Origin of the sequence: Allobosea sp. (assembly GCF_017308015.1) — a bacterium.
Lineage (GTDB): Bacteria > Pseudomonadota > Alphaproteobacteria > Rhizobiales > Beijerinckiaceae > Allobosea.
Map to the genome: position 1 here is coordinate 1 of NZ_JAFKFW010000014.1, position 23,056 is coordinate 23,056.

The following is a 23,056-nucleotide window of genomic DNA, read 5'->3' on the forward strand; positions in this document are numbered from 1 at the left end:
CTGATCTCGGGCAAGCTCGAGCTCTGGGAAGGCATGCGCCAGATGGTGCATCCCGAGCGCATCCTCGATCCCAAGCTCGCTGCGACCCTGCCGGCCTTCGAGCCGGTCTATCCGCTGACCGAGGGCATCGGCCAGCGCATGATGATGCGCACCGTGCAGGCCGCCGCCGAGCGCTGCCCGGAGATGCCGGAATGGCAGGACCCGGCCTTTCTCGCAAAAGGCGACTTCCCCTCGTTCCATGCGGCGATCGAGGCCCTGCACCATCCGGTCTACCGCAAGGCGGCCGAGGGCGACACGGTCGCGCGCCGTCGCATCGGCTATGACGAGTTGCTGGCGAGCCAGATCGCGCTCGCGCTGGTGCGCCGCCAGCAGAAGAAAATCGCCGGCCGTGCCACCACTGGCGACGGGGGTGTACGCTTCCGCATTCAGTCCGCCCTGCCCTTCGAGTTGACCGAAGGCCAGCGCAAGGCGATTGCCGATATCCATGCCGACATGGCCCGGCCGGAAAAGATGCTGCGCCTCCTCCAGGGCGATGTCGGCTCGGGCAAGACCGTGGTCGCGCTGATGTCCATGGCCGCCGCCGCCGAGGCCGGACGGCAATCGGTTCTGATGGCGCCGACCGAAATCCTCGCCCGCCAGCATGCCGAGAGGCTTGCGCCCTTGGCCGAGAAGGCCGGCCTGAAGCTCGCTTTGCTCACCGGGCGCGAGAAGGGCGCCGGCCGCAAGCAGGTGCTCTCCGGGCTGGCCGACGGCTCGATCGATATCGCCGTCGGCACCCACGCGCTGTTTCAGGAGGGCGTCGCCTTCAACGATCTCGCGCTGGCCGTGGTCGACGAGCAGCACCGCTTCGGCGTCCACCAGCGCCTGCTGCTCGGCTCCAAGGGCGAGGCGGTCGACGTGCTGGTCATGACCGCGACGCCGATCCCGCGCACGTTGGCGCTGACATGGTTCGGCGACATGGATGTCTCGATCCTCTCCGAGAAGCCGGCCGGCCGGAAGCCGATCGTCACCCGCGCCGTCTCCTCGGAACGCTATGACGAGGTCGTCGGTGCCATCGGCCGGGCTGTCGAGAGCGGCGCGCAGGCCTATTGGGTCTGCCCGCTGGTGCAGGAATCCGACACGCTCGACGTCGCCGCCGCGCAGGAGCGCTTCGATGCGCTGCGCGAAATCTTCGGCGACAAGGTCGGCTTGCTGCACGGCCAGATGCCCGGCCGCGACAAGGACGCCGCCATGGCTGCCTTCGTCGCCGGCGAGACACGAATCCTCGTCTCGACGACGGTGATCGAGGTTGGCGTCGACGTGCCCAATGCCAGCGTCATGGTGATCGAGCATGCCGAGCGCTTCGGGCTCGCGCAGCTCCACCAGTTGCGCGGGCGGATCGGGCGCGGCTCGGCCGCCTCGACCTGCCTCCTGCTTTACAAAGGGCCGCTCGGGCCGATCGCCGAGGCCCGCCTCACGATCATGCGCGAGACCGAGGACGGATTCCGCATCGCCGAGGAGGATCTTCGCCTGCGCGGCGAAGGCGAGGTGCTCGGCACCAAGCAGTCGGGCTCGCCGGACTGGCGCATCGCCCGGCCGGAGATCGATGGCGACCTTCTGGCGGCCGCGCGCGACGATGCGCGCCTTCTGATCGAGCGCGACCCGCATCTGGAGACGCCGCGCGGCCAGGCGATCCGGGTGCTGCTCTATCTGTTCGAACGCGACGTCGCGATCCGCCTGCTCAGGGCGGGTTGACGGGCGGCTTCCCCTCGACCTTCGGCTTGCCGTTCTGTTCGCCGGGCTGGATCAGGCCCGCCGACATGATCAGCTTGGCGCCATCCTCGACCGAGATCGAGAGCTCGACGACCTCGCGCCGCGGCAGATAGAAGAAGAAACCCGTCGTGGGATTCGGCGTGCAGGGCAGGAAGACGCCGATCTGCTCCTCGCCCGGCTCCTGGCCCTTCGGCAGGCGTCCGGCGATCTCGGGCGCCGCTTCCTGCGCGATGAAGACGATCGACCACATGCCGGGCTGCGGGAACTGCACCATCCCGACCTTGCGGAACGACGTGCCGGATTGCGAGAAGATCGTCTCGAAGACCTGTTTCACGCCCTTGTACAGGCTGCGCACCACCGGCATGCGGTCGAGGATCGCCTCGCCCGCATTGAGGAGCGAGCGTCCGACGAGATTGGCCGTGAGAAAGCCGAGCAGCGTCAGCCCGACGAGCGCGATGACGAGCCCGAATCCAGGGACCGGGTAAGGCAGATAGGCATCGGGCAGGTACGAATTCGGGATGAGCGGCTTCACCAGCCCGTCGATGAAGTTGATGAACCACCAGGTCACCGAGGCCGTGATGGCGAGCGGGGCGGCAATGACCAGCCCGGTCAGGAAATAGCGGCGCAGGCGTGCCCCCCAGGTAGGGCGCAGGATTTCCGTATGAAGGATGAGACGCGGATCGGGCGGGCCGGCTGTCATCGTTTCTCCCAAAACACCGGCGCGACGTCCCGCCGGCTTGCGGCGGCCGGCATGGGCCGCGATATGACACGATAAGCGAGGCGGCGCCATCCGCCAGCCCCTATGGCATCGGACCGGAAAGCGAAAACCGCTTTTCGGAATAATCCGACGCGATACCAACAGGATAGATCATCATCACCGCGTCCGGTAGAACGGGCGATGATCTAGGGGCCGACGCAAGCAAGGATGAGGCCGTGACCGAGCCGGATCAGGCGCGACGCCGATGGTCGCGGCCGCTGCTTTTCGCTGTGGGCTGGGTGTTCACGGCGCTGGGCGTCATCGGGCTCGTCCTGCCGCTGATGCCCGGCACGATCTTTCTGATCGCAGCGGCCTGGTGCTTTTCGCAGTCCTCGCCGCGATTCGAGGCGTGGCTGCTCGGGCATCCTTACCTCGGACCGCATGTCCTGCGCTGGCGCAGAACCGGCGCCATCGCCCGGCGAGCGAAATATCTTGCCTGCGGCTCGATGGCGTTGAGCTTTGCGCTTCTCACGCAAACGAGTGCGCCGCCGATCGCTCTCGCGACGGCGGCGCTGTGTCTGGTTGGGGCGGGCCTCTACGTCTCAACCCGGCCCGAAGCCTGATCGATCGTCACTCCACCGTGACGGATTTCGCCAGGTTGCGCGGCTGATCGACGTCCTTGCCCATGAAAACCGCCGTCTGATAGGCGATCATCTGGATCGGCAGGGCGTAGACGATCGGCGCGAAGGTCGGGTCCATATCGGGCATGATGATCGTCGCCTCCGGCTCGATGCCGCATTCGGCGGCGCCCTTCGCATCGGTGACGAGGATGATGCGGCCGCCGCGCGCCGCAACCTCCTGCATGTTGGAGGCGGTCTTCTCGAACAGCGCGTCATGAGGCGCGACCACGATGACCGGCATATCCTGATCGATCAATGCGATGGGACCGTGCTTCAATTCACCTGCCGGATAACCTTCCGCGTGGATGTAGCTGATTTCCTTGAGCTTCAAGGCGCCTTCTAGCGCGAGCGGGAAGCTGGTTCCGCGACCGAGATAGAGCACGTCCTTGGCACGCGAGAGCTTTTGCGAGAGCTGCTCGATCTGCGGCTCGAGCTGAAGCGCCCTGGCCATCAATCCCGGGAGCGCGATCAGGTGCTGGACGTGAGCAGCCTCGTCCCCGGCCGAGAGCGTTCCGCGGGCGCGGGCTGCGGCGAGCGCGAGCGAGGCGAAGACCGCGAGCTGGCAGACGAAGGCCTTCGTCGAGGCGACGCCGATCTCGGGGCCGGCGAGCGTCGGCGCGACCGCATCGCTCTCGCGCGCGATCGTCGAGGTCGGCACGTTGACGACCGAGAGGATGGCCTGACCGTTCTGGCGGGCGTAGCGCAGCCCGGCCAGCGTGTCGGCGGTTTCGCCGGACTGCGAGACGAAGAGCGCCAGCCCCTGGTCCGGCAACGGCGCCTCGCGATAGCGGAATTCGGAGGCGACATCGATCTCCACCGGCAGGCGCGCCAGCTTCTCGAACCAGTATTTCGCGATGAGGCCGGCATAATAGGAGGTGCCGCAGGCGCTGATCGTGAGGCGCGAGAGGCCCTTCCAATCGATCTGGTCGCCGAAGGGCAGGCGCACCTTGCCGTTGGCCATGTCGAGATATTGCGTCAGCGTGTGGCCGACGACCTCGGGCTGCTCGTAGATCTCCTTGGCCATGAAGTGGCGGTGATTGCCCTTCTCGACCAGGAAAGCGCCGGCGGCGACGCGCTGGGCGCGGCGTTCGACCTGGTTGTTGCTCTTGTCGTAGAAGGTCGCGCCGCGGCGATGGAGAACGACCCAGTCGCCCTCCTCCAGATAGGCGATGAGACTGGTGAAAGGCGCCAGCGCCAGCGCGTCCGAGCCGAGATACATCTCGCCCTCGCCGATGCCGACGGCCAGAGGCGAGCCCTTGCGGGCGCCGATCAGCAGGTCGTCCTCGCCCTGGAACAGGAAGGCGAGAGCGAAGGCGCCGTGCAGGCGCGGCAGGCTCGCCGCCACCGCATCGACCGGGCTCTTGCCACGATCCAGCTCGCGGGTGACGAGATGGGCGACGATCTCGGTATCGGTTTCCGTCTCGAAGACGTAGCCGTCGGCCTGGAGCTCGGCTCGCAGGTCGCGGAAATTCTCGATGATACCATTATGGACGACCGCGAGCCTGGGGGTCGCGTGCGGATGGGCATTGGTCTCGTTGGGCTTGCCATGGGTGGCCCAGCGGGTGTGACCGATGCCCACCAGGCCCTGAAGCGGCTCGGTCGAGAGGCGAATCTCGAGATTTCTGAGCTTGCCTTCGGCGCGGCGGCGGGTGAGCTGTCCGGCTTCCAGGGTCGCGACGCCGGCGGAATCGTAACCGCGATACTCAAGCCGCCGCAGGGCCTCGACGACCTGCGGTGCCACTGCTTCCTTGCCCAGAATCCCGACGATGCCGCACATGGGCGAACCCCTCAAGCCGTTGCTGTCGGCAAAGCGCATAGCCGCGATCGGCGCGCATGCCCAATCAATCTACATGACGAACTGTGAACGGCGAATGGCCCGATCCGCCGCTGTTCCGGCCTATTCGGCCGTCTTCTTGGCCGCCTTCCTTGCCGATGCGACGGCGCGGAACGACGTGGCCCAGCCTTCCTTCTCGATCTGCCGGGCACGACCGATGGCGAGCGCATCCGGTGCGACGTCGCTGGTGATGACCGAGCCGGAGCCGACGATGGCGCCCTCGCCGATCGTGACCGGCGCGACCAGGGAGGAGTTCGAGCCGACGAAGGCGTTGGCGCCGATCGTCGTCCTGGATTTGTTGAAGCCGTCATAGTTGCAGGTGATCGTGCCGGCGCCGATATTCGCCGCGGCTCCCACCGAGGCATCGCCGATATAGGTCAGGTGGTTGACCTTGGCGCCGGGACCGATATCGGCGGCCTTCACCTCGACGAAATTGCCGACCTTCGCCCCCCTTGCGAGCTTCGTGCCCGGTCGCAGGCGCCCATAGGGGCCGACGCTGGCATCCGCCCCGACCGTGGCGCCCTCCAGATGCGAAAACGCGTGAATCACGGCGCCGTCATCGACACGCACGCCCGGTCCGAAGACCACGTTCGGCTCGATCACGACATCGCGGCCGATCTCGGTATCATGGCTGAAGAACACCGTCTCGGGCGCGATCAGCGTCGCACCGCCGAGCATGACGGCGAGGCGCTTGCGCCGCTGGAAATCCGCCTCCACGGCTGCCAGTTGCGCACGGTCGTTGACGCCCTGGACCTCGCTCTCGGGCGCCTGCAGCGCGACGGCCCGGAGTCCGCGCTTCCGCGCCACCTCGACCGCGTCGGTGAGATAGAATTCGCCCTGGGCGTTGTCGCAGCCGATCGCCTCCAGAATCGAGAGGGCATGCTTGCCGGAGAGCGCCATCAGGCCGGCGTTGCAGAGCGTGATGGCGCGCTGCTCCGGCGTCGCGTCCCGGTGTTCGACGATCGCCTCGAGATGCCCGTCCTTCTCGACGAAGCGGCCATAGCCCGTCGGGTCTTTCGCTTCGAAGCCGAGTGCGACGACGGCTGCGCCGCCGGACAGGGCCTGGCGCAGAGCCGAAAACGTTTCCGGACGAACGAGCGGCGTGTCTCCGAAGGCGATGATGACGTCGTCATGGCCGGCCGCGATGGCGGCCTTCGCGGCCAGCGCCGCATGGGCGGTGCCGCGGCGCTCGTGCTGGATCGCGATCTGCGCATGAGGAAGCTGCTTGCGCGCCGCCTCGCCGACTTCCGGCCGCTCCGAGGAGATCACGACGGCGACGGCATCGGCACCGGCCTCCGAGACAGCCGCGAGTGCGTGTCCGAGCAGCGACCGGCCTGCCACGGCGTGGAGTACCTTCGGCCCGCGCGATTTCATGCGGGTGCCCTCTCCCGCGGCCAGGACGATCGCGAGGCAGGATCGGGCCGGCTGCATTTCGGTCATGTTTCTCGTTTCCCCTGCAGGGCATGATTGAACCGCTGCCCGCGCACAAAGTTCAATCGCGGCAAAAGGCTCCTTTCAGGGACGGTCATCCTGCCGGCTTGACGCCGGCTTGATTTCGATGGATCGCAGCATCCGAAAGGCGTGCATCTTCCCGGTCGGAAAGGCTTTTCAGGCGAACTGGAAATGCTCTAGAAGCGCGAGGGGCGAGGGCGTCGCCCGCGTAGTTTGGATCCCATGTCGAAACCCTTGAATCGTAGGCAGTTTCTGGAAGGCGCCGCTGGCGGCGCAGCGCTGCTCTCTCTGGCCGGCCCGGCCGCGGCGCAGGCCCCGACGAGCGCCGCTTCCTTCAACATCCCCTCCCTCGCGGACGGGCAGCGTTTCGACCCGGCGCTGGTGGTCGATGCCGCCCGGGCCCTGGCCCAGCGTCCGCTGCTTCCGCTGGTCACCAACGACCTGCCGGAGGGCTATACCACCCTCCCCGCCGACCAGTATGCGGGTATCCGGATGCAGCCGGGCGGCACGGTCTGGGCTGGCGAGAATCGGGGCTTCACCGTCGAGCCTCTGCATCGCGGCTTTGTCTTCTCGAATCCGGTGAGCCTGTTCACGATCGAGGAGAGCACGATCCGCCGTATCGGCTTCGATCGCAGCAAGTTCGACTACGGGCGGGTTGCGCCGCCACCGGCCAATGCCGATCTGCAATTCTCCGGCATGCGGATCGCGGCCGGTCTGGAGCGCCCGTTCGAGGTTGCGGTCTTCCAGGGCGGCACCTTCTTCCGCGCCCTGGCGCGGGGGCAGAATTTCGGCGCGATGGCGCGCGCCCTGATCCTGCGTCCCGGCGAGACGCGCGGCGAGGAACTGCCGTTCTTCCGGGCGTTCTGGATCGAACGGCCGAGCCCGGCCGTGGGCTCGCTGGTGATTCACGGCCTGCTCGATTCGGAAAGCGTCGTGGGCGCGGTACGAATGACGCTGCGTCCGGGCGACGTCACCTTCATGGATGTCGAAATGACGCTGTTCGCGCGGCAGGCGCTCGATCATGTCGGCTTTGGCTGCACCAGCGCGACCTTCCTCTCCGGCCCGCAGAGCCGGCGCGTCTTCGACGACATCCGTCCCTCGATCGGCGAAGTGTCCGGCGTCCAGATGCAGTCGGGCGGCGGCGAATGGATCTATCGGCCGGTCAACAATCCGGCGACCCTGCAGGTCTCTTCCTTCGTCGACGAGAATCCCAAGGGCTTCGGCCTGGTTCAGCGCGAGCGCGACCCCGCCGCCTTCCAGGACGATGACCAGCGTTTCGAGCTTCGGCCTAGCGTCTGGATGGAGCCGCTGGGCGACTGGGGCGCCGGCTCGGTCCAGCTCATCGAAATCCCCAGCGATTCCGAGCCGAACAAGAACATCATCATGTACTGGCGTCCGAAGCAGCCGCTCGCGGCCGGCAGCGAGACCTCGCTGAGCTACCGCCAGGCCTGGTGCTGGCAGCCGCCGGAGCGCCCACCCCTGGCGCTCGCCACCCGCTCGCGGCAGGGCAAGGGCTCGCAGGGGCGGCGGCGGCGCTTCATCGTCGAGTTTACCGGCGACAAGCTAGCCGATGCGGCGCTGATCGCCTCGACGCGGGCGACGATCACCGCCCAGCCCGGGGCGGTCCACAACGTTCGCCTGTGGCCCTATCCGGAGCGCAAGCTGATGCGCGTCGGCTTCGAGGTCGATCCCGGCAACGACAATCTGTCCGAGCTCCGGCTCGTCCTGCAATCGGGCGGCCAGCCCGTCTCTGAGACCTGGTTGAATCGATGGACCTGGTAACGGCAGCCCGCCGCGACGCCATGGATGCGGAACAGCGCAGCTACAACGCGGCCCGCGAGCCGGCGACGCCGCCCGAAGATCCGTTGGTCATGCCGGTGCAATCGTTCCGGAGCTGGAACCCGTCGGAGCGCCGCGCGCCGGCTGATCCCCGCAACTGGAAGACACCCTGGCTGAAGCGCCTCTTCGTCTTCGGCGGCGGCTTCGCGCTCACCGCCTTCGGCGCCTGGGAAATGTACAATGTCGTGTCGGTCAGCCGCACGACCTCGCTGCAGTACGCCTTGCTCGTGCTGTTCACGATCAACTTCTCGTGGATCGCGCTCGCCTTCACCAGCGCGCTGCTCGGCTTCTTCGGCGTGCTGTTCGGCGCCGGCCGCGCGGACCGGGCTGAGACCCTGAAGCACCGCACCGTCGTGGTGATGCCGATCTACAACGAGTCGTCGGCGCGGATCTTCGCGGCGGTGGCGGCGATCCGAGAATCGGTCGAGGCGACCGGCCTCGGCGACCATTTCGATTATTTCGTCGTCTCCGACACCACCAACCCGGATGTCTGGGTGGCGGAGGAGCGCGCCTTCCTGGCGCTGCGCGAGCGCCTCGGCCCCAACAGCCGTGTCTATTACCGGCACCGGCCGAAGAACCACCATCGCAAGGCCGGCAACATCGCCGATTTCGTCACCCGCTGGGGCGGGCTCTACGAGCACATGGTCGTACTCGACGCCGACAGTCTGATGACCGGCACCTGTATCGTGCGCCTCGCCGCCGCGATGGAGAACGATCCCGATGCCGGCATCATCCAGTCGCTGCCGCTGATCATCAACCGCAACACCTTCTTCGCCCGGCTCCAGCAATTCGCGGCGCGGGTCTATGGCCCGGTCATCGCCACGGGGCTCGCCATGTGGTCCGGCCGCGACGGCAATTACTGGGGCCATAACGCGATCATCAGGACGCAGGCCTTCGCCGACCATTGCGGCCTGCCGGACCTGAAGGGCAAGCCGCCCTTCGGCGGCCATGTGCTCAGTCACGACTTCGTTGAGGCGGCGCTGATCCGCCGTGCCGGCTGGTCGGTCTACATGCTGCCGGATCTGACCGGTTCCTACGAGGAAAGTCCGCCCTCGCTTATCGACATCTCGGTGCGCGACCGGCGCTGGTGCCAGGGTAATCTCCAGCATTCGCGGATCATGGGCGCCAAGGGCTTCGTCATGCCGACGCGCCAGCATTTCGCCACCGGCATCATGGGCTATCTCGCCTCGCCGCTCTGGCTGATGCAGCTCGTGGTCGGCATCCTGATCGTTCTGCAGGTCAATTACGCACGGCCTGAGTACTTCACGCAGGAATTCACGCTCTTCCCGGTCTGGCCGCGCTTCGACCCCGAGCGCGCCTTGCGCCTGTTCGCGCTGACCATGGCGATCCTGCTGGCGCCGAAGCTGTTCGGCCTGCTGCTGACGCTGTTCAACACCAAGCTGCGCCGAGCCGGTGGCGGCGCGATCCGCCTGATCGTCTCGGCGCTGATCGAGGTCCTGTTCTCGGCCTTCTTCGCACCGATCATGATGCTGATCCAGTCAGGCTCGGTCTTCCAGATCCTGCTCGGCCGCGACACCGGCTGGAACCCGCAGCGGCGCGACGACGGCTCGATCCCGCTGAAGGACATCATCCGCCGGCACCGGACCCATACCGTGCTCGGCGTCGTGACCGGCCTCTCGGCCTTCATGATCGCGACCTCGCTGTTTGCCTGGATGTCTCCGACGATCGTCGGCCTCGTGCTGGCGATTCCGCTGTCATGGGCCTCGGGGCAGCTCGCCATCGGCCTCTGGCTCAAGCGCCACAAGCTGCTGCTGACGCCGGAGGAAGGCGCTCCGCCCGCAATCGCGACGCGCGCCAACGAGTTGCAGGCCGAGTTCGAGAAGGCCGGCTATGACGATGCCGACGGCATCAAGGCGCTTCATGGCGATGCGGAGCTGCGCCATGCCCATGAACTGATGCTGCCCTATGGCCAGTCGCGCCGGCGCGGCGAGATCGAGCCCGATCGCGCGGTGGCGCAGGCCAAGCTCGTCGATGCCGAGACGGTCGACGACGCCGCGATCTGGCTGAAGCCGAAGGAGCGCATGGTCGTGCTGCACGACAGAGCCCTGATCGGCTTGCTCGCTTCACTGCCGCCGGTCGAGGCGAAGGGCTGAAATGCGATCATTCCGGGCTCGCCCGGAATGATCGGAAAAGCCTGCGGGCGACTTTCAGCCCTGCTCGAACGCCACCATGCAGCCGAACGCTTCCTCGGCCGGCACGAACAGCCGCTCGTCGCCGCGCTGGAACGACACCCCGGCTTCGGTCAGCCGCTCGGCCACGGCTTCGAGATCAGGCACCGCGACGCAGAAGCCGAGGAAGCGGGCAGGCGTCGTATCCGGCTCGACATGATAGGCGCCATGCGCCGCCTCGGGATCGAGCACGTCGATACGCCCGCGCGGCAGAGCGAGCACGTAGTCCTCATTGCCCTCCAGCACTTCGGCGCCGCCGCTGAAGGCCGACAGGAAGGCGCGATGGAGTGCAGGCTCTTCCGCCAGCATCACGACAGCAGAGAGCGCCGTCGCGCCGTTCGGGTGCTGCTGGAACTCCGGGTTCCAGAAATTCTGCGGCTCGAATTGCCGGCAGACGAAGAAGCCGCATTCCGGCGCGCGCGTGTCGGCGGCGAAAGCGATTTCGAACGCGACACGGACATCGCTGCCATCCGGTCGCCGCGCCCGGCGCTCGAAGAAGAAGGGCTCGAAATCGCCGATGCCCTGTGCCTTGAAGGCGGCGGCGTCGGCCTTGGCGTCGGTGCTCTCCAGAACCAGCATGGAGAGCCCCTCGCCCTGCCCTGCCAGGGTCTCGCGCACGAAAGCGCCGAAGGAGAAGCGACGCTCGCCATGGGGCGGGATCGCGGCATCGTCGGCGATCGTCACCAGTTCCAGGAAGGAGCCGGGAAACTGGACGATCCGGTTCTCGGTGCCCCAGGGATGGCGATTGCGGGCGCCGACGCGGAAGCCGAGCTTCTCGTAGAAATGCCAGGCGGCATCGAGATCGCGGACGCCGATGACGAGATGGTCGAGACCGCGGGGCGTTGAGGCGTTTGCAGGCATGGCAGGCTCCGTCGACAGGCGTATCGGAGCCCAAGGCTAGCACAGATCAGGGCGCGGTCATGTCGCCTGTTCAGGGCTCGATATAGTGCGGCAGGAAGCGCGAGGTGTTCTTGGTGATCGGCGAGGCATCCTCGCGGACACAGAGCCCGCAGGCCTGCGAGGCGACGAGCCAGGAACCGAGCACGGCGTATTTGCCCTCAGTTGATAACAGGTTGGTCGCGGCATCCTGCAGGACATGGCCCTCGGCGCCATAGGGGCCGTCGTCACTGTCGAGCACGCGGCCGCGCTCCATGAGCGTGACATTGGCGCCCTCGCGCGAATAGAGCGGCTTGCGCACATGCCGGGGCGAGAGGGTCGCGCAGCGCGGATCGCCTTCGAAGAAAGCCGGCAACAGATTCGGGTGGCCGGGCTCCATCTCCCAGAGGCAGGCCAGCAGGCCCTTGTTGGAGAGGATCGCCTTCCAGGGCGGCTCGATGAACTGGCAGCCCGAGCCGGCGAGCGCCTTGCCGTAGCTCTCCCGGAACATCCACTCCCACGGGTAGAGCTTGAACAGGGTCTCGATCGGCTGGTTGGCGCCGTCGCAGAAACGCCCGTCGGTCAGCAGCCCGAGCTCCTCGATATAGGTGAAGCGCGCATCGAGCCCGGCCTGCACCGCGCAATCGGCAAGGTAGTCGACCGTCCCCTTGTCCTCCGGGCTGCCCTGCACGCAGCTCAGGTGCAGGCGATAGGGCGAAGGCTCGCGCAGGCCCTGGAAAGCCGCGATCAGGCGCTCGTGCAGCGAGTTGAACTGGTCGCAGCCTTTCGGGATCGCGCCCCGCGCCATCGCCTGTTCCAGCCAGTCCCACTGGACGACGCTCGATTCGAACAGGGCTGTGGGGGTATCGGCGTTGTATTCGAGCAGCTTGGCCGGGCCGCGCCCGTCATAGGCCAGGTCCAGCCGGCCGTAGAGGTTGCGCTCGCCGCGCTGCCAGCTGCTCCGGATAAAATCCCAGTGCTCGGCCGGGATAGCGAGCCGGGTCAGGATCTCCTCGCTGTCGAGCGCCTTCTCGATGAAGGCGAAGCAGAGCTGCTCGATCGCCTCGGTCGGCGCCTCGATGTCGCGCTCGATCTCCTCCAGCGTGAAGGCGAAGGCGGCGCTTTCGTCCCAATAGATCTCGCCGTCGATGGTGTGGAAAGCGAAGCCCAGCCGCTCGACCTGTTCGACCCAGTCCGGGCGCAGCGGAAGCGTGACGCGACGCATCTCAGGACGAGGAATGCGAGGAGAAGGAGCGCGCGGTCGAGCCGAAGCCGCCACGTGACGAGACGCTCGTGGTCGAGACGCTGCCGCCGCGAGAGCCTCCAGCAAAGGCTGCCGTGATGCTGCGGCCGGATGTCGTCGAATAGGCGCGCGAACGATTGCTGCCATAGGAGCTGCTGCTGCCGGACGAGCCGGATGACGAGGAGCGCGCCTGCTGGCATTCCGGCAGCGTCGAGCCCGGCGGGCAGGCGCTGGCGGTCGGCGGCATCAGGGGCTGCGCCTGCTGCCCGCCGGAGAGACCGCGCGCCAGCATGAAGCCGGCCAGCGCAGGGATGAAGTATTGCGCGCCGCCGATCGTGGCGGAGCTGCAGCCATTGGCGCCGTACTGGGTCTCGCAGGCGGTCTGGCTCTGGAATTTCGGCGCGTCCTTGAGCCGTGCGGCGGTCGCCTCCGAAAAGGCCGTCTCGCATTGCTGAGCCGTGAGCTGTCCGGCCGCCCGGCAATCGCCCAGGCTGTCATAGACGAGGTTCTCCTGCGGGTCCTCTGACGTCATCGACCAGACGGTGGCGACCAGGAGGACGCCGGCGGCCGCGAGCCCGATCTGGGACGAGCGCTTCATCGCCGCCTCATTCCGTCATGCTGGCGGCGGCCAGCGTTCCCGACACGACGGCGATGACCGCGAGCATCACGGCCGAAGGCAGGCGGTCCTCCTCGATCTTGCGCGACAGCTCCGGGATAAGCAGCCGCGCCAGGCCATAGGCGATGAACTGAATGATCATCGCCACGACCGCCCAGAGCACGCAATCGGGAATACTGCTGGCCTGCGAGATCGCCTGTTCCAGCGGCAGGGAGAAACCGACGATATTGCCGCCCATGGCGACGGCCGCCGAGATGTTGCCGCCTCGGATCAGGGCGATCTCGTCATGCGCGGTCATGCGCAGGTAGATCGCCGAAAAAGCGGCGATCAGGGCCGCACCGACCACGAAATAGAGAAGGAATGCGGGCAGGCCCGCCATCGAGATCGTCATGCGCCCTGCCCCGTGCCGCTGCGCGGGCTCTCCGTCCGCGATGCCCTATAGTCAGGTTAGCAAGGAAACAGTGCAAGCCGTCATCTAAAGGAAGGATGCGGGGTACACCTGATCATGGCGGCTTTCGAACCACCGGTTTGCCGTTCCGGTTCTTCGCTGGCGCGAAACACCGGATCGACAGGGATGGTTCCGAGCGGGGCGGGCTCGCAGATCGTCCGGCAGCCGCTTGCGTCAGACCAGGCGGCTCTGTGCCTTCGCCGCCTCGATGAAGCTGGCGAAGAGCGGGTGCGGCTCGAAGGGGCGCGACTTCAGCTCGGGGTGATACTGTACGCCGATGAACCAGGGATGGTCGGGATACTCGACCGTCTCGGGCAGCAGGCCGTCGGGCGAGAGGCCGGCGAAGCGCATGCCCTTGGCCTCCAGCTTCTCGCGATAGCCCATGTTCACCTCGTAGCGGTGGCGATGGCGCTCGGAGATCTCGGTCGAGCCGTAGATCTCGGCGATCTTCGAGCCGGCCGCCAGCGACGAGGCATAGGCGCCGAGCCGCATCGTTCCCCCGAGGTTGCCGCCGGCCGCGCGCTGCTCCAGCTCGTTGCCGCGCATCCACTCGGTCATCAGGCCGACGACCGGCTCCGGGGTCGGGCCGAACTCGGTCGAATTGGCGTTTTCGATGCCGGCAAGCGAGCGGGCGGCCTCGATCACCGCCATCTGCATGCCGAAGCAGATGCCGAAATAGGGCACCTTGCGGTTGCGCGCGAAGGTCGCCGCCTTGATCTTGCCCTCGGCGCCGCGATGGCCGAAGCCGCCGGGCACGAGGATGCCGTGGACATGCTCGAGGAAGGGCGCGGGGTCCTCCTTCTCGAAGACCTCCGACTCGATCCAGTCGAGATTGACCTTCACATTGTTGGCGATGCCGCCATGGGTCAGCGCCTCGATGAGGGACTTATAGGCGTCCTTCATGCCCGTGTACTTGCCGACGATGGCGATGGTCACCTCGCCTTCGGGGTTCTTCACCCGGTCGGAGATGCGTTTCCAGTTGGAGACGTCGGGATCGGGCTTGGAATCCATGCCGAAGGCGGCGAGCACTTCGGTATCCAGTCCCTCGGCATGGTAGGACAGCGGCACGTCATAGATCGAGGCGACGTCGCGGGCCTCGATGACAGCGGTCTCGCGGACATTGCAGAACAGCGCGAGCTTGCGGCGCTCCTCGCGCGGGATCTCGCGGTCGGTGCGGCAGAGCAGGATGTCGGGCTGGATGCCGATCGAGCGCAGTTCGGCGACCGAATGCTGGGTCGGCTTGGTCTTCAATTCGCCCGCGGTCGGGATATAGGGCAGCAGCGTCAGGTGCACGAAGATGCACTGCCCGCGCGGGAGCTGCTGGTTGGTCTGGCGGATGGCCTCGAGGAAGGGCAGGCTCTCGATATCGCCCACCGTGCCGCCGATCTCGACCAGCGTGAAATCGTAGCCTTCGTTGCCGGTGAGGATGAACTCCTTGATGGCATTGGTGACATGCGGGACGACCTGGATCGTCGCGCCGAGATAGTCGCCGCGCCGCTCCTTGGTCAGGATGTCCATGTAGATGCGGCCGGTGGTGATGTTGTCGCCCTTGTTGCAGGGCCGGCCGGTGAAGCGCTCGTAATGGCCGAGGTCGAGATCGGTCTCGGCGCCGTCGTCGGTGACGAAGACCTCACCGTGCTGGTACGGGCTCATCGTGCCCGGATCGACGTTCAGGTAGGGGTCGAGCTTGCGCAGGCGGACCGTATGGCCGCGCGCCTGGAGAAGGGCCGCGAGAGCCGCCGCCGCCAGGCCTTTGCCAAGCGAAGACACCACGCCGCCGGTGATGAAAACATACCGCGTCATGGGAGGTCACCTCTATCGCCACGGGTTCGATTCGCTAAGCGCGTTCTGAGCAGTCCCGCCTTGCCCTGCGCGCTTGTCCACAAAAGAGAAGGCCGGTCGCCCGGCCTCTCCACACTCAAAAGAGAAGGGCCGGTTTCCCGGCCCCTGCCCTATGTCACTGCTGCGGCGCCGCTGGCGGCGTCGGCGGCTGCGCGCCGCCCTGATTCTGGTTCTGCATCTGGCGGAGCTGGTCGAGCACGCCGCCGGCATTCGGGGCGCTCGGAGCGGCCGGGGCGCCCGGCGTGGCCGGGGCGGAAGTCGCAGGCGCGCCGTCGATGATCGAACGCTGGACGCGGCCGGTATTGGCCATCACGGCGAGCACGATCGAGGTCAGGAAGAACAGGCCGGCGAGAATCGCCGTCGCCCGCGTCAGGGCGTTGGCCTGGCCACGGCCGGTCATGAAGCCGCCGACGCCACCTCCGCCGCCGGAGCCCATGCCGAGGCCGCCGCCTTCGGAGCGCTGCAACAGCACGACGCCGACGAGCGCGACGACGATGATCAGGTGAATGACGATGAGAACGTTCTGCATGGTCTCACGAAATGGGCATGGCGCGGGCCGCCGCCAAGGGCCACCCGCTCCTCCTCGAAGGTCGAGGCGAATTCGGCGGGGCACATAACATGCGTCGGCCGGCAGCGCCACCCCCGCGTGCCGGCCTATTCACCTGAAGCGCGTTCAGCCGGCGCAGGCGCGGGCAATCGCCAGGAAATCCTCGGCCTTGAGGCTGGCACCGCCGACGAGCGCGCCGTCGACATTGGCGACGTTCATCAATTCGGCCGCGTTCGAAGGCTTGACCGAGCCGCCATAAAGCAAGCGGACACCGGCAGCAGCCTGCTTGCCGACAAGCCGGCCGAGTTCGGCGCGGATCGCCTCATGCATCTCGGCGACATCCGCGGCGGTCGGTGTCAGGCCCGTGCCGATCGCCCAGACCGGCTCGTAGGCGACGACGAGGGTCGCGGCGCCCGCGCCTTCGGGCACCGAGCCACGCAACTGCTTCCTGACGACGGCGAGCGCCTTGCCGGCCTCGCGCTCGTCCTTCGTCTCGCCGACGCAGACGATCGGCACGAGCAGCGCCTTCTGCGCGGCCTCGGCTTTGGCCTTCACCGTGGCACTGGTCTCGCCATGCAGCGTGCGACGCTCGGAATGGCCGGCGATGCAGAAGTTCGCGCCGGCATCAGCCAGCATCGCGGCCGAGACCTCGCCGGTGAAGGCGCCGGAGGCTTGCGTGCTGCAATCCTGTCCGCCGGTTGCGATGCGCGAGCCGATCAGGGCGGCCGTGGCTGTGAACAGCAGGCTGGAGGGCGGGCAGATGGCAAGGTCGACATTGGGCTTCAGAGTGGCGTCGTAGCCCTTCGCCACCTCCGCCGCGATGGCCAGGTCGGCCTTCAGCCCGTTCATCTTCCAGTTGCCTGCCACCAGCGGCTTGATGCTGCGCGTCACGTCGATCCTCCGAAATCAGTCTTTTGGCTCTAGCAATGCCCGGCCGGCACCGCAATCGCGTGGTCGTGAAGCGGAACGTCCTCTTTGTCCCCACAGTCGTCATCCTGAGGAGCCGCTCCGGGAAAAATGGCTCTTCAGGATGAGGGCTCGAAAAGTGAAACGTGGCCTGCGGTGGCGGGACGATTGCGGCTTTCGCCATCGGTTCCTATAAGCAGCGCCGAGAAATACGCGCGCGGGCCCGATCCCGTGCCACGAACAGGTTCAGGGAAAGACAGCTTCCATGATGATGCAAGGCATCCGCAAGGCGGGTCAGGGTTTCTTCGGGAAGCTCGTGATCTTCATCATGTTCGGCTTCCTCATCATCTCCTTCGCGATCTGGGGCGTGGGCGACATCTTCCGCGGCTACGGCCGCAACGAGGTGGCCAAGGTCGGCAAGAGCGAGATCGGCCTCGAGCAGATGCGCACCGCCTATCAGAACGAGATACAGAACCTGATCCGCCAGCAGCGCCGGCAGATCTCGCCGGAGATGGCGCGCGCGCTCGGCCTCGACCGGCAGGTGCTGTCGCGCCTGCTCACCGAGGCGACGCTCGACCAGACGGCACAGGGCATGCGGCTCGCTGTCTCCGACGAGACCATCCGCAACCTGATCTTCGACGACCAGGTCTTCCGTGACGCCTCCGGCCAGTTCTCGGCGGCCCGCTTCAACGAGCTCCTGCGCACGAACGGCTATAGCGAGCAGAGCTATGTCGCGCTCCAGCGCTCGACCATCCTGCGCCAGCAGCTTTCGGAGATGGTCGTCGGCGCGTTGGCTGCCCCGGTCGCGCTGCAGGAAATCGGCAATCGCCTGCGCAACGAGAAGCGGGCCATCACCTTCGCCCGGATGCCGGCGAGCGCCGCCGGCGAGATCGCAGCCCCGACGGAAGACCAGATCAAGAGCTTCTTCAACGATCGCAAGGCCGCCTTCCGCGCCCCGGAATACCGCACGGCCGCCGTTCTCTCGATCACGGCTGAAACGCTCGCCGACCCCTCGAAGGTCGCCGACGAGGCGGCCAAGGCCCGCTACGAGGCGACCAAGGCCCAGCGTTTCACCGCGGCCGAGATGCGCACCGTCCAGCAGATCCCCTTCCCGAACGTCGAGGAGGCCCAGGCCGCCAAGGCCAAGATCGAGGGTGGCGAAACCTTCGACGAGATCGCGACAGAGCGGAACGTCGCCTTCAACAACCTGACGCTGGGCACGTTCACCCGCGAGCAGATGATCGACCCTGCCGTACGCGATGCCGCCTTCGCGCTGGAGGAAGGCGCTGTCAGCGCTCCGGTCACGGGTGCCTTCGGCACGGTGCTGCTACGCGTGACCAAGGTCGAGGGCGCGCATGTCCGTCCGTTCGAAGAGGTTGCGGCCGAGGTGAAGCAGGAACTGGCGACGGCTCGCGCCGCTTCCCAGGTCACCGAACTGCATGACAAGATCGAAGACCAGCGCGCGGCCGCCAAGCCGCTCGCCGAGATCGCCAAGGAACTCAATCTCACGCTGCGCACGGCCGGCCCCATGGATGCCAGCCTCGGCAAGCCAGGCGGCGCGCGCGAGGAGGCGCTGCCGGGCGGCGATTCGACGCTGCAGGCGATCTTCCGTTCCGATATCGGCGTCGACAACGAGGCGATCCGCCTGCCCCGCAACACCGGCTATGTCTGGTTCGACGTCACCAAGATCGACCCGGCGCGCGAACGCAGCTTCGACGAGGTCAAGGCCGAGGTCGAGAAGCAGTGGCGTGCCGACGAGGCCGCGACGAAGCTCTCTGCCAAGGCGCGCGAACTGGTCGAGCGTCTCGACAAGGGCGAGAGCTTCGACGCGGTCGCGGCCTCGGCCGGGCTGACCATCGAGACCGCCGCCGATCTCGGCCGGCAGGACCAGCGCCCGGAGCTGCCGTCCACGGTCGTCGCGCAGGTCTTCGGCACCGCCGCCGGCAAGAGCAACTCGGCTGCCGGCTCCGATGGCGGGCGCATCCTCTTCAAGATCGATTCGGCGACGGTCGCGCCTTACGTCCGCACGACGCAGGAGGCCGGCAATTTCGAGCGGTTGCTGTCGTCCAGCGTCAGCGAGGACATCATGCTGCAATATGTCGCCAAGCGGCAGGCCGAGCTCGGCGTCAGCATCAACGAGGCAGCCTTCCGCAACGCGACGGGCGGGGCGCAGAATTGACGATGCATCCGCTCGACGAGTTCGAACGCTTCGCGCAGACTTATGAGACCGGCGCGCCGCAATTGCTGCGGCAGGTGCTGGTCGGCGATTGCGAGACGCCGGTCGCCGCCTTCCTGAAGCTGCGCCATGCCACGACCGGCCCGGCCTTCCTGCTCGAATCGGTCGAGGGCGGCGCCGTGCGCGGCCGCTACTCGATGATCGGGCTGGAGCCAGACCTGATCTGGCGCTGCCATCACGGGCAGGCCTCGCTCTGCCGGACAGCGCTGGGCGAGAGCTTCCTCGACGATCCGCGCCCGGCCTTCGAGAGCCTGCGGGCCCTGCTCGAAGAAAGCGCCATTCCGGAGGCCGAAGGGCTGCCGCCGATGGCGTCCGGCGTCTTCGGCTATCTCGGCTACGACATGGTGCGCCTGATGGAGCGCCTGGCCGTGCCGAAGGAGACCGGCACCGGGGTGCCCGACGCCATCCTGACGCGGCCGACGCTGATGGTGGTATTCGACGCCGTGCGCGACGAGATCCATGTCGTGACGCCGGTCCGGCATATGCCGGGCGTCGGCGCGCGCCATGCCTATGAGCGGGCGCAGGACCGGCTCGAGGCCGTCGTGCGGGCGCTGGAAGGCGCGTTGCCCGCCGAGGCCGCGATCGACATCGCCAATCTCCCGGCCCCGGTGACGGTCTCGAACACGAGCGAGGCCGAGTATCTCGAAATGGTCGACAAGGCGAAGGAATACATCCGCGCCGGCGACATCTTCCAGGTCGTGCTGTCGCAGCGCTTCGAGGCGCCCTTCGCCCTGCCCCCCTTCGCGCTCTATCGGGCGCTGCGGCGGGTCAATCCGGCGCCCTTCCTCTGCTATCTCGATTTCGGCGATTTCCAGATCGTCTGCTCGAGCCCGGAGATCCTGGTCCGCCTGCGCGACGATACGGTCACGATCCGGCCGATCGCCGGGACGCGGCGGCGCGGTGCCACCCAGGCCGAGGACGATGCCCTGGCCGAGGAACTGCTGGCCGATCCGAAGGAGCGCGCCGAGCACCTGATGCTGCTCGATCTCGGACGCAACGATGTCGGCCGCGTCGCCGAGATCGGCTCGGTCAAGGTCACCGATTCGTTCTTCATCGAGCGCTACAGCCAGGTGATGCACATCGTCTCGAACGTCGAAGGCAGGATCGACCCGAAGCACGATTCGCTTGGCGCCCTCATCGCCGGCTTTCCCGCCGGGACGGTGTCGGGCGCGCCGAAGGTCCGGGCGATGGAGATCATCGACGAATTGGAGCGCGATGCGCGCGGCGCCTATGCCGGCTGCATCGGCTATTTCGGCGCCAATGGCGAGATGGATACCTGCATCGTGCTGCGCACGGCCGTGGTCAAGGACGGGCGCATGCATGTCCAGGCCGGCGCCGGCATCGTCTACGATTCGAACCCGGCCTCCGAGCAGGAGGAATGCATCAACAAGGCCAAGGCCCTGTTCCGCGCCGCCGAGGAGGCGATCCGCTTCGCCGCCCGCAGCGGACATGGCCAGTAGCGGGTACAGGCAGAATGCCCGAACGCAAAACGCCCCGCCGGTCCGGCGGGGCGTTTCTGTTTCGGCGGCCGGATCAATGCCCTTTGCCGGACGTCGCCGTCATCTTGTCGACCCAGGCGATGCCGATGGCGGAGAGAATGAAGACGACGTGGATCAGCGTCTGCAGCAGGACGCCGGCTTCGGTGTAGTTCGCCGTCTTGCCGGCAATGCCGATATTGCCGGCCTCGATGAAGGTCCTGAGCAGATGGATCGACGAGATGCCGATGATCGCCATGGCGAGCTTGATCTTGAGGATGCTCGCATTGACATGGCTCAGCCATTCCGGCTGGTCGGGATGGCCCTGGAGCCGCAGACGCGAGACGAAGGTCTCATAGCCGCCGACGATCACCATGATCAGCAGGTTCGAGATCATCACCACATCGATCAGCCCAAGCACGACCAGCATGATCTGCTGCTCGCTGAAATCGAAGGCATGGGTGACGAGGTGCCAGAGCTCCTTGAGAAACAGGAAGACATAGACGCATTGTGCGACGATCAGGCCGATATAAAGCGGCAATTGCAGCCAGCGCGAACTGAAGATGAGGGTCGGCAGAGGCTTCAGGACGCCAGGCGTGGCGAACTGGGCAGACGGATCGCGCGGTTGCGCCATGGGGGGTGCGTTCCTTCGGACTGATGTCGCTGTGCGGTGCAACGCTAGATGGCGAGGAAATTCCGTCCGCGCAAGCAGCTTGGCGCTGCTTTTTCGGGCAAAAGCGGCAGTTGCGCGACGGCCCATTTATGCCCGGATTGACTGCTATCTTCCCCTGCAGTCAGTGGACCGCTACATTCGAATCCAAACGGGGGAACATGCGGAGTTCCGCTCGCCTGATATCGCAGAGGAGTTTCGTCATGATCAGGACTCTCGCCGTCGCTGCCGCCCTCGCCGGCGGCACCCTACTCGCCCTGCCCGCTTCGGCTGCCCCGCTCGCGCCCGCAACCTCCGCTGTCGCTGCGGCGCAGGCCGGCAACGATCTCGTCCAGACCGTCCAGTATCGGCGCTACGGCTATGGCCCGCGCTATTACGGCGGCTATCGCCGTGGCCCGGCGGTGGGCGCCGGGATCGCGGCCGGCATTATCGGCGGCGCGCTCGCTGCCGGTGCGCTGGCGGCACCGCCGCCGCCGGTCTACTACGAGCCGGCCCCTGTCTATGTCGCGCCGCCGGTGGTCTATGCTCCGCCCGTGCCCCGCGCCTATGGCTACAGCGTCGAAGACACCGATGCCGTCGCCTATTGCTCGCGCCGCTTCCGCAGCTACAACCCGGAAACCGGGACCTATATCGCCTCAGGTGGCATCGTCCGCGCCTGCCCCTGACAGCGGGCGACGATCTGTTCGCCGACAAGGACTCCTCGCAGCAATGCGGGGAGTTTTCGTTTGCGGTTGAAAGCGGCTTGCCTTGGCGGCAGCCGTGCCGCTTATCCTGCAACTCGTCTGAATCGGAGCGTCTCGTGCGGATCGCCACCTGGAACGTCAATTCGGTCAGGCAGCGCCTCGGCCATCTCCTCGACTTCCTGAAGGAAGCCGAACCCGATGCGCTCTGCCTGCAGGAGCTCAAATGCGTGGATGCCGATTTTCCGCGCGCCGAGATCGAGGCGGCGGGCTGGCAGGTCGAAACGCACGGACAGAAGACCTTCAATGGTGTCGCGATCCTCAGCCGTTCGCGGCTGGAGGATGTCCGGCGCGGTCTGCCGGGCGACGATGGCGACGAGCAGGCACGCTATCTCGAGGGCGTGCTGCCGCTCGGCGAGGGTGTGGTCCGCGTGGCCTCGATCTACCTGCCGAACGGCAATCCACCCAATACCGAGAAGTACCCCTACAAGCTTGGCTGGATGCATCGACTGACTGCCCATGCCCGGATGCTGCTGGAGCACGAGGAGCCGCTGGTGCTGGCAGGCGATTACAACGTCATCCCCGAGCCGCGCGATGCCCGTGACCCCGCCGCCTGGGTGAGCGATGCGCTCTTCCTGCCGCAGACGCGCGCCGCCTTTCGGGGGTTGACCCATCTCGGCCTGACGGAGGCCCTGCGCAGCACGACCGATGAGCCGGGGCTCTACACGTTCTGGGATTATCAGGCCGGCGCCTGGCAGCGGAACAACGGCATCCGCATCGACCATCTGCTGCTCTCTCCCCAGGCAGCCGACCGCCTCTCGGGCGTGCGCATCGCCAAGCATGTCCGTGGCTGGGACAAGCCCTCCGACCATGTTCCGGTTATGATCGAGCTGCACTGACGGCGAGAAACCCCCGGAAATCGATCGCGTTCGCGCTCGCAAGTTCATAAACCGCGGCATCATTCCGGGCTCGTGCGCAGCACGCGAGCCAGGAACCCGGAACCGGCGCCTCCTTTTTCAAGGGAATCGGCTCTGGTTTCCGGGCTTGGACCTATGGCCGCCCCGGAATGACCGG

The 23,056-nt window shown here is 66.8% G+C and carries 19 protein-coding genes; 8 read left to right on the top strand and 11 right to left on the bottom strand.

Annotated elements, in window-relative coordinates; genetic code table 11:
* Positions 1 to 1,734 (top strand): ATP-dependent DNA helicase RecG (recG, locus tag J0I42_RS12875; protein ID WP_291655264.1); only part of this gene is annotated, 1,734 nt, incomplete at its 5' end.
* Here recG and J0I42_RS12880 read toward each other — a convergent pair.
* Positions 1,721 to 2,452 (bottom strand): DUF502 domain-containing protein, encoded by a 732-nt coding sequence (locus J0I42_RS12880; RefSeq protein WP_291655265.1) that lies wholly within the window; start codon positions 2,450 to 2,452, stop codon positions 1,721 to 1,723. The two genes, recG and J0I42_RS12880, sit on opposite strands and share 14 nt — an antisense overlap.
* Before the next feature lie 233 nt (positions 2,453 to 2,685).
* Between J0I42_RS12880 and J0I42_RS12885 the strand changes: the two genes are divergently transcribed.
* Positions 2,686 to 3,072: a YbaN family protein gene (locus J0I42_RS12885; RefSeq protein ID WP_291655266.1), complete on the top strand. Its 387-nt coding sequence runs from the start codon at positions 2,686 to 2,688 to the stop codon at positions 3,070 to 3,072.
* A gap of 7 nt (positions 3,073 to 3,079) precedes the next feature.
* On the opposite strand, the gene glmS is transcribed toward J0I42_RS12885, so the two are convergent.
* Positions 3,080 to 4,906 carry a glutamine--fructose-6-phosphate transaminase (isomerizing) gene (gene glmS / locus J0I42_RS12890; protein ID WP_291655267.1) on the bottom strand — a complete coding sequence of 609 codons (1,827 nt, stop codon included), beginning with the start codon at positions 4,904 to 4,906 and terminating at the stop codon, positions 3,080 to 3,082.
* 120 nt (positions 4,907 to 5,026) lie between these two features.
* Complete coding sequence (gene glmU, locus J0I42_RS12895) at positions 5,027 to 6,394, bottom strand: bifunctional UDP-N-acetylglucosamine diphosphorylase/glucosamine-1-phosphate N-acetyltransferase GlmU (RefSeq protein ID WP_291655524.1); 1,368 nt, start codon at positions 6,392 to 6,394, stop codon at positions 5,027 to 5,029.
* Positions 6,395 to 6,637: 243 nt separating this feature from the next.
* Between glmU and J0I42_RS12900 the strand changes: the two genes are divergently transcribed.
* Both J0I42_RS12900 and mdoH read left to right on the top strand, forming a co-directional pair.
* A complete protein-coding gene (locus J0I42_RS12900) occupies positions 6,638 to 8,197 on the top strand; it encodes an OpgD/OpgG family glucan biosynthesis protein (protein WP_291655269.1) in 1,560 nt (519 codons plus the stop codon).
* Positions 8,185 to 10,368 carry a glucans biosynthesis glucosyltransferase MdoH gene (gene mdoH, locus J0I42_RS12905; protein WP_465247678.1) on the top strand — a complete coding sequence of 728 codons (2,184 nt, stop codon included), beginning with the start codon at positions 8,185 to 8,187 and terminating at the stop codon, positions 10,366 to 10,368. Before J0I42_RS12900 ends, mdoH begins: the two co-directional genes overlap by 13 nt.
* A 54-nt stretch (positions 10,369 to 10,422) precedes the next feature.
* Here mdoH and J0I42_RS12910 read toward each other — a convergent pair whose 3' ends face one another.
* From J0I42_RS12910 to tpiA, 7 genes are all read right to left on the bottom strand, one after another.
* The gene (locus tag J0I42_RS12910) at positions 10,423 to 11,304 is read right to left on the bottom strand and encodes a VOC family protein (protein WP_291655270.1); all 882 of its coding nucleotides are present in this window, start codon (positions 11,302 to 11,304) and stop codon (positions 10,423 to 10,425) included.
* 70 nt (positions 11,305 to 11,374) lie between these two features.
* Positions 11,375 to 12,544, bottom strand: coding sequence for a glutathionylspermidine synthase family protein (locus J0I42_RS12915; protein ID WP_291655272.1), 1,170 nt, complete (start codon positions 12,542 to 12,544; stop codon positions 11,375 to 11,377).
* Between the two features lies 1 nt (position 12,545).
* A complete protein-coding gene (locus tag J0I42_RS12920) occupies positions 12,546 to 13,160 on the bottom strand; it encodes a DUF1190 domain-containing protein (RefSeq protein WP_291655274.1) in 615 nt (204 codons plus the stop codon).
* A 7-nt stretch (positions 13,161 to 13,167) separates the two neighbouring features.
* The gene (locus J0I42_RS12925; RefSeq protein WP_291655276.1) at positions 13,168 to 13,569 is read right to left on the bottom strand and encodes a DUF350 domain-containing protein; all 402 of its coding nucleotides are present in this window, start codon (positions 13,567 to 13,569) and stop codon (positions 13,168 to 13,170) included.
* 231 nt (positions 13,570 to 13,800) lie between these two features.
* Complete coding sequence (locus J0I42_RS12930; RefSeq protein WP_291655278.1) at positions 13,801 to 15,429, bottom strand: CTP synthase; 1,629 nt, start codon at positions 15,427 to 15,429, stop codon at positions 13,801 to 13,803.
* Between the two features lie 154 nt (positions 15,430 to 15,583).
* Entirely contained in the window at positions 15,584 to 15,997 is a 414-nt protein-coding gene (secG, locus tag J0I42_RS12935; RefSeq protein WP_291655281.1) for a preprotein translocase subunit SecG, read from the bottom strand.
* A gap of 144 nt (positions 15,998 to 16,141) precedes the next feature.
* Positions 16,142 to 16,906 carry a triose-phosphate isomerase gene (gene tpiA, locus J0I42_RS12940; protein WP_291655284.1) on the bottom strand — a complete coding sequence of 255 codons (765 nt, stop codon included), beginning with the start codon at positions 16,904 to 16,906 and terminating at the stop codon, positions 16,142 to 16,144.
* Between the two features lie 280 nt (positions 16,907 to 17,186).
* Between tpiA and J0I42_RS12945 the strand changes: the two genes are divergently transcribed.
* Positions 17,187 to 19,100 carry a SurA N-terminal domain-containing protein gene (locus tag J0I42_RS12945; protein WP_291655286.1) on the top strand — a complete coding sequence of 638 codons (1,914 nt, stop codon included), beginning with the start codon at positions 17,187 to 17,189 and terminating at the stop codon, positions 19,098 to 19,100.
* A 2-nt stretch (positions 19,101 to 19,102) separates the two neighbouring features.
* Positions 19,103 to 20,617: an anthranilate synthase component I gene (gene trpE, locus J0I42_RS12950; RefSeq protein WP_291655526.1), complete on the top strand. Its 1,515-nt coding sequence runs from the start codon at positions 19,103 to 19,105 to the stop codon at positions 20,615 to 20,617.
* A 73-nt stretch (positions 20,618 to 20,690) separates the two neighbouring features.
* On the opposite strand, the gene J0I42_RS12955 is transcribed toward trpE, so the two are convergent.
* Positions 20,691 to 21,266 carry a TIGR00645 family protein gene (locus J0I42_RS12955; RefSeq protein ID WP_291655288.1) on the bottom strand — a complete coding sequence of 192 codons (576 nt, stop codon included), beginning with the start codon at positions 21,264 to 21,266 and terminating at the stop codon, positions 20,691 to 20,693.
* Between the two features lie 239 nt (positions 21,267 to 21,505).
* Between J0I42_RS12955 and J0I42_RS12960 the strand changes: the two genes are divergently transcribed.
* Both J0I42_RS12960 and xth read left to right on the top strand, forming a co-directional pair.
* Positions 21,506 to 21,967, top strand: a complete 462-nt coding sequence (locus J0I42_RS12960) for a BA14K family protein (RefSeq protein WP_291655290.1) — start codon at positions 21,506 to 21,508, stop codon at positions 21,965 to 21,967.
* A 134-nt stretch (positions 21,968 to 22,101) separates the two neighbouring features.
* Complete coding sequence (gene xth / locus J0I42_RS12965; RefSeq protein ID WP_291655292.1) at positions 22,102 to 22,881, top strand: exodeoxyribonuclease III; 780 nt, start codon at positions 22,102 to 22,104, stop codon at positions 22,879 to 22,881.
* Positions 22,882 to 23,056: the final 175 nt, after the last annotated feature.